Here is a 9,255-nt window from a genome sequence, read left to right on the forward strand (position 1 = left end):
GCGCTGGCGCAGGCGCTGGGCCGTCTCGATCGCACCGCGCTTCTCAACCTTCTGCAGCACCTGAAGCAGCTTCGGCGCCTTGATCGAGGTGATCGGCAGGTTGCCGATCTCCGGGTAGATGTCTCGCTCCATGCTCTGCAGAACGTCGGCGCTGTGGACTGGCGACCAGGGCGCGCGATGGACGGTCCAGTGCCGCGAGGTCCGGTGCGACCACTTCCCCTCGCGCTCGTCCCGGTAGGCGTTCAGCTTTTCCAGCGACCAGCCGCTATTCAACTCGAACCAGCGATCGGCGACGACGCGGAAGGTGTTCTCGCTTTCCAGCGCCTTGGCCTTGGCAGCGACGACCTTCTCCACGGCGGGGTCGCGGCCCTCGGCGAGCATGCCTTTGGCCTCGTCGCGTTTGGCGCGGGCCTGCACCAGCGTCATCACCGGGTACGTTCCGAAGGTGAGCGTCTTCTGGTTAGGCTTGCCAGCCGCGTTCCGGCCGAAGGTGTAATTCATTCGCCAGGACCGCACGCCGGTCGTGCTCACATTGAGATAGAGCGATCCCGCGTCCGCAATCTTGTAGGCTTTGTCCTTGGCCTTGGCCGCCTTCACCTTCGCGTCGTTCAGCATGATTCCCGATACCATGGATCGACAGGCCCGATACCATGTCGAATGCCATGGTATTGAGTTGACGCCAGTAGACAACTCCAGACCATGACCGGCCCAGATGCCATCAAAAACGGCAGAAAATCAAGGGTTAGTAGACGGTGGTGGACCCCCGTAGAGGGTCAAATGGCGGAGAGGGTGGGATTCGAACCCACGGTACGGTTTCCCGTACACTGCATTTCGAGTGCAGCGCATTCGACCACTCTGCCACCTCTCCGCTAGAAGATTTAGGCGGTGAAACAAGTTCCACCGGGTCGGGAAGCGCGCCGTTAGCGGACCTGATCGCGCTTGCCAAGCCCTCATTTCACATTTTCGGGAACAGCCCCGCATGCTCGCTTGTTTGAAATGCCCATGAAACCTATATCTCGGCCATGAACAGAGCGTCATTCTTCTCGCCCCAGGCCGGGCGTGTCATCGACGCACCGCTGCGGACGCGGGCACGATTCGCAATCGGCGATGTCGTGCGCCACAGACTCCACGACTTTCGCGGCGTCGTCTTCGACATCGACCCCGTCTTCGCCAACAGCGAGGAATGGTACCAGGCAATCCCTGCCGAAGTGCGCCCCAAGCGCGACCAGCCCTTCTACCACCTCCTCGCAGAGAGTGACGATTCCAGCTACGTCGCCTACGTCAGCCAGCAGAACCTGACCGGGGACGCCGATGGTGGGCCGGTCGATCATCCCTCGCTGTCGCAGATGTTCGACGATTACGACAATGGCCGCTACCAGCTGCGCCCCGGCCTGGCGCACTGATTTCCCCGTCGATATGGCTCAGAGCGCCGCGGATGAGCGATCGCCCTCGCCTGCCCGCTTCGTCAGCAGCCGGGCGATCGCCGAGGCGGGGACAGGCCGCGAGAACAGGTAGCCCTGCACTTCGTGGCAGCCGACCCGCTCCAGGAACTCGAGCTGTTCGGGGGTTTCCACGCCCTCCGCGGTAAGGCGCAGGCCGTTGGCGCGCGCCAGACCGACGATCGCTTCCACCAATGCCGCCCCGGGCACCGTATCGACTGCATTGACGAACGAACGGTCGATCTTGATCCGGTCCACCGCGATGTCACGGATATGGCTGAGCGAGGAGTAGCCGGTCCCGAAATCATCCAGCGCGCAGTGCACGCCAAGCCCGCGCAGGTCCGCAAGCGAGCGGGCGACTTCGCCGGAAGCCGCCATGAGCGCAGTCTCCGTCAGTTCCAGTTCCAGCCGCTCGGCGGTCACGCCGCCGTGCCCCAGCACCTCGCGCACGATCTCGACGAACTTGCGGCTGCGCAGCTGGATCGGCGAGACGTTGACGGCAACGCGCAGACCCGGCCAGGCGCGCGCATCCTGCACGGCGCGGCGCAGCACCCATTCACCCAGCACCGTGATGAGACCGCTCTCCTCGGCCGAGCGGATGAAAGCGCCGGGCGCGACGAGGCCCTGCTCGGGATGCTGCCAGCGCAGCAGCGCCTCCACGCCGACCATGCGGCGGTCTTCCAGCGACCAGATGGGCTGGTAGTGCAGTTCCAGTTGCCGGTCGCAGTCCGCCAGCGCCAGTCGCAGCTCCCGGTAGGTCTCCTCGCGCGAGCGCACGTCGTGGTCCATATCCTGCGTGAAGAAGACGTAGCGGCTGCGGCCGTCGGTCTTCGCCTTGTAGAGAGCGATGTCGGCCTTGCGGGTCAGTTCGGTACGGTCGAGGCCATCCACCGGGGAGACCGCCACGCCGATGCTGGCGCCGATGAACGCCTGCGAGCCGGCCAGGTCGAAGGGGCGCTCCAGTTCCGCGACGATGCGTGCGCAGATGCCTTCGATCGAGGCCCGCCCCTCCGGCTCGCCGATGAGGATGGCGAATTCGTCGCCGCCCAGCCTGGCGACGATGTCGTAGCCGCGCACTTCGGCGACCAGCCGCCGCGCCACCTGCCGGATCAGCGCATCGCCCGCCGGATGGCCCAGCGTGTCGTTGACCTGCTTGAAACGATCGAGATCGATGTAGAGCAATGCCAGCAGCGTGCGGTGGCGACGCGAGCGGGCAAGCGCCTCGTCGAGCCGCTGCTCGAACATCGCCCGGTTGCCGAGCCCCGTCAGGTCGTCGTGCATGGCGCGGTGCTGCGCGTGGAGGCGGCTTTCCTCGAGGTCATGCGTCCGGCGGGCCAGACGGCTCGCCAGCACGAAGAGGACTACGGTGATCAGCAGCAGGACGATCGCCAGCGCCGGAGCCAGTGCCGCGATGACCTGGCTGCCGGGCGCGAAAGGTTGCCACACGAGGTAGCCCACGACGCGCGAGGCGCGGTCGTGGAGCGCTACCGAGCGCTGCCCGTTATTAGCGGGCGGTGCGAGGGCGAAATGTGCTCCCGCAAGGCCGTACTGCTCGGCCACGCCGCCGAAGAACTGGTTGTCGAGATAGACCACTGCGACATGCAGGGCTTCCGTTCCCGGCTTTTGCCGGAGCGTTCCGCTGTCGGTGACGATCGGCTTGATGCTGATGATCGCCGGGCGCCCGCGGACGATGGCGATGTCGGCTTGTCCGGGCGAGAGCATCGCCACGTCGGCTTCCGTGCGCTTGCGGATGATGGGCGTGCGGCGCAGGCCTGACAGCAGCGGCCGCGTCGCGTCTTCCACCGCGATGTAGCTTTCCGGACGCGCGCGCTTGCCTGCCCGCATCGCGTAGATCGGCGCGCCTTGCGGGTCGAGCAGATAGACCTCGTCGATCCCGGCATAGTCCTCGAACCAGACGCCGAGGTTCAGGTCGAGCCAGCGCTCGTCCAGCGGGCGCTTGCGCGCCTCACGGACGGCGTCGTCCCATACGGTCGAGGACTCCTGCGCATGGGCGACGCGCTCCATACTCTGCGCCAGCACCAGCGAGACGATGGCGTGATCGCGGTTGCGAGCGATGCGATCGACTTCGTGACCCGACCATTCCAGCAGACCGAGCATGAGGGCGAGCAGGCACAACGCGGCCGCAACGATCGGAGCGGTAAACCGACCGACCATCCGCTTGCGATTTTCGCCCAAGGCCAATCGTGATGTCACACACGAATGCCTGCACCAGAGCGTATAACTTTTCATTAACGAAAGGCTCTGGTCGGCTGCGATTCTTTACGGATAGCGGGCTCTTTCAGCCCTTCAACTTCCAGCCTGACCGCAGGACGAGGAACAGCACCGTCGCCAGCGCCGCATCCAGCAGGCCGACGCCCAGCGCGCTGTGCAGCACCGCCATGTTGGTGTCGCCGATGTCGCTCTGACCGAGGAAGCCGAAACGGAAGCCCGAGATCACGTAGAAGAACGGGTTCACGCGGCTGATCGCCTGGAAAGCGGGCGCCAGGTTGTCGATCACGTAGAAGGTGCCCGACAGCAGCGAGAGCGGCGCGATGACGAAGTTGGTGACGGCCGCGTTGTGGTCGAACTTCTCTGCCCACACCGAGGAGAGCAGGCCCAACAGCGCCAGGAAGGCCGATCCCGCAAGGCCGAACCACACGACCGCCCACGGATGCGCCATCGACAGGCTCACGCCCGGCCACAGCAGCATCGCCAGCGTCAGGGCGAGGCCCACCAGCACCGCGCGAGTGACCGCTGCGCCGATCATGGCGACCATCAACTCCGCCTCGGTCAGCGGCGGCATGAGGTAATCGACGATCGTGCCCTGCACCTTGCCCGCCAGGAACGAGAAGCTGGAATTGGCGAAGGCGTTCTGCATCATGCCCATGACGATCAGCCCCGGCGCCACGAAGGTCGCGAAGTTGACGCCCAGCACCTGACGGTCGCCCCGGCCCAGCGCCACGGTGAATATCACCAGGAACAGCATGGTCGTGATCGCGGGCGCCCAGATCGTCTGGGTCTGGACCTTGAAGAAGCGCCTGACCTCCTTCATATAGAGCGTCTTGAGCCCCTCCCAGTTCACCTGGTGGATCAGGGGTTCTCCCTTTGCCGGAAAACGGCGAGTCGTGTTGCCGTTGGTGCCGTCGGGGTTCAGTATCCCGGAGGTGCCGGGCAGCTCAGTCGAATGGGGTTGATCGGCCATGCACCGGCGACTATCGGCTGATGCCTTCCGAGGCAAGCGGCGCCTGGAAATCAGGGGCGATTCTCTCGTCCCGCATGAAGTGATGGAACTGGAATGAGCTGGACTGACGAGCGGATCGAGAAGCTGACCAAGATGTGGGAGGGCGGTTCCACTGCCAGCCAGATCGCGGACGAACTCGGCGGCGTCAGCCGCAATGCGGTGATCGGCAAGGCGCACCGCCTCGGCCTCAAGGCGCGCCCTTCCCCGGTGAAGGCGAACGAGAAGCCCGCGCGCCCCGCGCCTGCTCCGAAGAAGCCCAAGCCCGAAGTCACCGCCGCGCCGGAACCGGCTCCCGCCCCCGCACCGCGGGTCGAAGCGCCGGTCGCCCGTGCCGCCGCCCCCGCGCCGCAGCCGCCCGTGCAGCGTGCAGAGCCCTCGTCGGCGCCCGCCGCCGATGCTCCGGCCGCGCCGCCGCAGCCGCGCATCGTCTCGGTCGGTCCCGGCGGCTTCCTGCGCCAGGGCCCCGGTGATCAGCAGCAGCCGATCCCGCCCGCGCCGCCGCGCCGTCTCGTGCCCGCGAAGCCGAGCCCGGAAATCGCCGGCAAGACCAGCCTGCTCGACCTCAGCGACCGTATCTGCCGCTGGCCGATGGGCCACCCCGGTGAGCCGGACTTCCATTTCTGCGGCGACAAGGTAAACCCCGGGTTCCCCTACTGCGTCGAGCACTGCGGCCGCGCCTATCAGGCCCAGCTGCCGCGCGGTGCGCGCCGTGCGCCCCCGCCGCTGCCGTTCGGTGGCCCCCGTGTTCGCTGATCAGGTCCACTGATCGGATGGGTTCGGGGATGAAGCTCCGGGCGGTGCTCGCTCTTCTCGCGGCGCCGCTGACGCTGTCCCCGGCCTTCGCGCAGGACGCCGCGCCGGTCGCCCCGGCTGCGGCACCTGCTCCAGTCCCGGCCGAGTACGTCTACGTCGCGCTGACGGTGCCGCAGGGCGTCATCACCCTCGCGCTCGACAAGACCCATGCGCCGCTGACGACCGCCAACTTCCTCAAATACGTCGATACGAAGAAGATGGATGGCGCCGTGTTCTACCGCGCCATGCATCTCGATCACGACCCGGCCCAGGGCCTTCTGCAGGGCGGCGTGCGCAACGGCGCCAACCTGCTGCCTCCCGTCGCGCACGAGCCCAATAGCAAGACCGGGATCAAGCACGTCACCGGCACTGTCTCGATGGCCCGCTTCGCGCCCGGCTCGGCGCAGGCCGACTTCCTGATCCTGCTCTCCGACATGCCCTCGCTCGATGCCGACGCCGGCAACGACGGCAAAGACCCCGGCGCGGGCTTCGCCGCCTTCGGCCATGTCGCGGCGGGCATGGACGTGGTGAAAGCGCTCTGGAACCTGCCGCGCTCGCCCACCAAGGGCGAAGGCGTGATGAAGGGACAAATCCTGGAGCAGGACGTGAAGATCATCACCGCCCGCCGGACAAAGGCTCCTGCAACCGGCGGCTGACGCCGCCTTTCCAGGACTGCGCCTTACTTCCCCCCGATCGTCATCCCGGCCAAAGCCGGGATCGCTGGCAACGCTCCGCGATCTTGATCCACAGCGCCATGCCGCAGTGGCCCACGGCAAGCTATCGCCTCAAGAGTACCCAGCGGTCCCGGATCAAGTCCGGGACGACGAATGCTGTCAGAGCACAACAACCATCCCGCGCCACAAGAAAAAGGGCCGCGCTTTCGCGCGACCCTTTTCTGTTTCCTTGCGGATCGGCCTGCCGATCAGTCTTCCTTGAGGAAGGCCGGCATGTGGTTCGGGTTGCCACCCTCGCCGCCACCGTCACGGCGCGGACCGCGCGGGCCGCGATCGCCACCGCGACCACCGCCGTCACGGCGCGGACCACGACGGTCACCGCCGCGATCGCCGCCGCCGCGCGGGCCACGGTCGCCGCCTTCACGCGGTTCGCGGGGCGGGCGGGTGTCTTCCAGCTCGGCGCCGGTTTCCTGATCGACGACGCGCATCGACAGGCGGACCTTGCCGCGCTGGTCGATCTCGAGGACCTTGACGTAGACCTCCTGGCCTTCCTTGACGACGTCGGTGGGCTTTTCCACGCGCTCGTTCTTCATTTCGGAGACGTGGACGAGACCGTCCTTGCCGCCCATGAAGTTCACGAAGGCGCCGAAGTCGACGATGTTGACGACCTTGCCCTGGTAGACCTTGCCGACTTCGGCTTCCTCGACGATGCCGAGGATCCACTTCTTGGCGGCCTCGATCTGCGCGATGTCCGAGGACGAGATCTTGATCACGCCTTCGTCGTCGATGTCGACCTTGGCGCCGGTCTCGGCGACGATCTCGCGGATGACCTTGCCGCCGGTGCCGATGACGTCACGGATCTTCGACTTGTCGATCTGGATCGTCTCGATGCGCGGGGCGTGCGCCGACAGTTCGGTGCGCGACGAACCGAGAGCCTTGGTCATTTCACCGAGGATGTGCGCGCGGCCAGCCTTGGCCTGCTCCAGAGCCTTGGCCATGATCTCGCGCGTGATGCCCGCGATCTTGATGTCCATCTGCATCGTGGTGATGCCGACTTCGGTGCCCGCGACCTTGAAGTCCATGTCGCCGAGGTGATCTTCGTCACCCAGGATGTCGGACAGGACGGCGAAGTCCTTGCCTTCCAGGATCAAGCCCATGGCAATGCCCGAGACCGGACGAACCAGCGGCACGCCCGCGTCCATCATCGACAGCGAACCGCCGCAGACGGTGGCCATCGAGGACGAACCGTTCGACTCAGTGATGTCTGAGAGAACGCGGATCGTGTAGGGGAAGTCTTCCTTGGCGGGCAGCACCGGGTGCAGCGCGCGCCATGCCAGCTTGCCGTGGCCGACTTCGCGGCGGCCCGGCGCGCCGAAGCGGCCGACTTCACCGACCGAGTAGGGCGGGAAGTTGTAGTGCAGCATGAACGACGAGTACGACAGGCCTTCGAGGCCGTCGATCATCTGCTCGGCGTCCTTGGTGCCCAGCGTGGTGGTGCAGATCGACTGCGTTTCACCGCGGGTGAACAGCGCCGAACCGTGGGTGCGCGGCAGGAAGCCGACGATCGCCTCGATCGGACGAACCTGCTCCAGCGTACGACCGTCGATGCGCTTGCCGTCCTTGAGGATGGCGCCGCGAACGATGTCCGCTTCCAGCTTCTTCATGGTCTTGATGGCGACCATCTGGAGCTGCGGGGTTTCACCCGAGAACGCTTCCTTGGCCTTGGCGCGCGCGGCGTTGAGGGCATTGGAGCGGGCCGACTTGTCGGTCAGCTTGTAGGCGGCGGTGACGTCCTTGCCGACGGCCTTCTTGAGCTTCGCCTTGATGTCGGCGGTGTTGTCCGACAGGTCGATGTCCCAAGGCTCCTTGGCGGCCTTTTCCGCCAGGTCGATGATGAGATTGACGACCTTCTTGATCTCGTCATGCGCGAACACGACGGCACCCAGCATCTCTTCCTCGGTCAGCTCCTTGGCTTCCGATTCCACCATCATCACGGCATCGCCGGTGGCGGCGACGACGAGATCGAGGCGGCCGTCGGTAAGAGCAGCGGTCTGCTTCGGGTTCAGCGTGTATTCGCCATCAACGAAGCCGACGCGCGCGGCGCCGATCGGGCCCATGAAGGGCACGCCCGAGATGGTCAGCGCGGCCGAGGCGGCGATCATCGCGACGATGTCGGCCTCGGTCTCGCCGTCATAGCTCAGGACCTGGGCGATGACGTTGATTTCGTTATAGAAGCCCTCGGGGAACAGCGGGCGGACCGGACGGTCGATCAGGCGGCTGGTCAGCGTTTCCTTTTCGGTCGCGCCGCGCTCACGCTTGAAGAAGCCACCGGGGATGCGGCCCGCAGCCGAATACTTTTCCTGGTAGTGGACGGTCAGCGGGAAGAAGTCCTGGCCTTCCTTCACCGACTTCGCGGCGGTCACGGCGCAGAGCACCACGGTCTCGCCGTAGGTTGCGAGGACGGCGCCGTCGGCCTGACGGGCGATGCGGCCGGTTTCGAGGGTGAGGGTCTTGCCGCCCCACTCCATGCTTACGGTCTTTACGTCGAACATTTTCGATTTCCTTGACCCGCGCGGCCCTATTGCCATGCGGGGCTTACTGCCGGGGATACCGTCCCGGTCCGGTGCGGGGCTTTTTCGTCGCCCCTGGGCTGCCTGCGCCGAATTGCGAGGATGCCCGGTTATTTCGTTCCCCCGTCATCCCAGCGAAAGCTGGGACCGGTGGCTGTCTTTAGACGCGCCCTTTCGTAGAAGCGCCTTGCCGACAGTTCGTGCGGCCCGGCCAGCGGTCCCAGCTTTCGCTGGGATGACGGGCGGCTGGCACATACCACATCGTATATGACAAATGCAAAACGGCCCGCCGAGGCGGGCCGTCGTCTCGGTTCTTACTTACGCAGACCGAGCTTCTGGATGAGCGAGTTGTAACGCGCTACATCCTTCTTCTTCAGATAGTCCAGCAGCGAGCGGCGCTTGTTGACCATGGCCAGCAGACCGCGACGCGAGTGGTTATCCTTGTGGTGAGCCTTGAAGTGCTCGGTCAGGTTCTTGATGCGCTCGGTGAGGATCGCAACCTGGACTTCCGGGCTGCCCGTGTCGCCAGCGACGCGAGC

General features: G+C 65.8%; 8 protein-coding genes and 1 tRNA gene. 3 read left to right on the top strand and 6 right to left on the bottom strand.

Features of this window, described 5'->3' with window-relative positions:
* Both LH128_RS26035 and LH128_RS26040 read right to left on the bottom strand, forming a co-directional pair.
* Positions 1–630: tyrosine-type recombinase/integrase (locus tag LH128_RS26035; protein ID WP_327195270.1), on the bottom strand; the 630-nt coding region annotated here is incomplete at its 3' end.
* Positions 631–778: 148 nt separating this feature from the next.
* Positions 779–868, bottom strand: a tRNA-Ser gene (locus LH128_RS26040).
* A 154-nt stretch (positions 869–1,022) separates the two neighbouring features.
* Between LH128_RS26040 and hspQ the strand changes: the two genes are divergently transcribed.
* On the top strand, positions 1,023–1,403 hold the full coding sequence (hspQ, locus tag LH128_RS26045) for a heat shock protein HspQ (RefSeq protein ID WP_008832682.1): 381 nt from the start codon (positions 1,023–1,025) through the stop codon (positions 1,401–1,403).
* Between the two features lie 18 nt (positions 1,404–1,421).
* Here the strand turns inward: hspQ and LH128_RS26050 are convergent, their stop codons facing one another.
* Positions 1,422–3,614, bottom strand: a complete 2,193-nt coding sequence (locus tag LH128_RS26050; protein ID WP_037521468.1) for a putative bifunctional diguanylate cyclase/phosphodiesterase — start codon at positions 3,612–3,614, stop codon at positions 1,422–1,424.
* Between the two features lie 124 nt (positions 3,615–3,738).
* Positions 3,739–4,641 (bottom strand): ABC transporter permease, encoded by a 903-nt coding sequence (locus tag LH128_RS26055; protein ID WP_008832684.1) that lies wholly within the window; start codon positions 4,639–4,641, stop codon positions 3,739–3,741.
* A gap of 93 nt (positions 4,642–4,734) precedes the next feature.
* Here LH128_RS26055 and LH128_RS26060 point away from each other — a divergent pair, with 93 nt between their 5' ends.
* Both LH128_RS26060 and LH128_RS26065 read left to right on the top strand, forming a co-directional pair.
* Positions 4,735–5,433: a GcrA family cell cycle regulator gene (locus LH128_RS26060; RefSeq protein ID WP_008832685.1), complete on the top strand. Its 699-nt coding sequence runs from the start codon at positions 4,735–4,737 to the stop codon at positions 5,431–5,433.
* Positions 5,434–5,462: 29 nt separating this feature from the next.
* On the top strand, positions 5,463–6,128 hold the full coding sequence (locus LH128_RS26065; RefSeq protein ID WP_008832686.1) for a peptidylprolyl isomerase: 666 nt from the start codon (positions 5,463–5,465) through the stop codon (positions 6,126–6,128).
* A gap of 266 nt (positions 6,129–6,394) precedes the next feature.
* On the opposite strand, the gene pnp is transcribed toward LH128_RS26065, so the two are convergent.
* On the bottom strand, positions 6,395–8,698 hold the full coding sequence (pnp, locus tag LH128_RS26070) for a polyribonucleotide nucleotidyltransferase (RefSeq protein WP_008832687.1): 2,304 nt from the start codon (positions 8,696–8,698) through the stop codon (positions 6,395–6,397).
* A 332-nt stretch (positions 8,699–9,030) separates the two neighbouring features.
* On the bottom strand, positions 9,031–9,255 hold a 225-nt coding region (gene rpsO, locus LH128_RS26075; RefSeq protein WP_008832688.1), incomplete at its 5' end, for a 30S ribosomal protein S15.

The organism is Sphingomonas sp. LH128 (assembly GCF_000293195.2).
GTDB classification, from domain to species: domain Bacteria; phylum Pseudomonadota; class Alphaproteobacteria; order Sphingomonadales; family Sphingomonadaceae; genus Novosphingobium; species Novosphingobium resinovorum_A.

Excerpts from the sequence above, each read along its gene's own strand:
- hspQ (WP_008832682.1), top strand. The coding sequence starts at position 1,023 with ATGAACAGAGCGTCATTCTTCTCGCCCCAGGCCGGGCGTGTCATCGAC.
- LH128_RS26050 (WP_037521468.1), bottom strand. The coding sequence starts at position 3,614 with ATGGTCGGTCGGTTTACCGCTCCGATCGTTGCGGCCGCGTTGTGCCTG.
- LH128_RS26055 (WP_008832684.1), bottom strand. The coding sequence starts at position 4,641 with ATGGCCGATCAACCCCATTCGACTGAGCTGCCCGGCACCTCCGGGATA.
- LH128_RS26060 (WP_008832685.1), top strand. The coding sequence starts at position 4,735 with ATGAGCTGGACTGACGAGCGGATCGAGAAGCTGACCAAGATGTGGGAG.
- LH128_RS26065 (WP_008832686.1), top strand. The coding sequence starts at position 5,463 with ATGAAGCTCCGGGCGGTGCTCGCTCTTCTCGCGGCGCCGCTGACGCTG.
- pnp (WP_008832687.1), bottom strand. The coding sequence starts at position 8,698 with ATGTTCGACGTAAAGACCGTAAGCATGGAGTGGGGCGGCAAGACCCTC.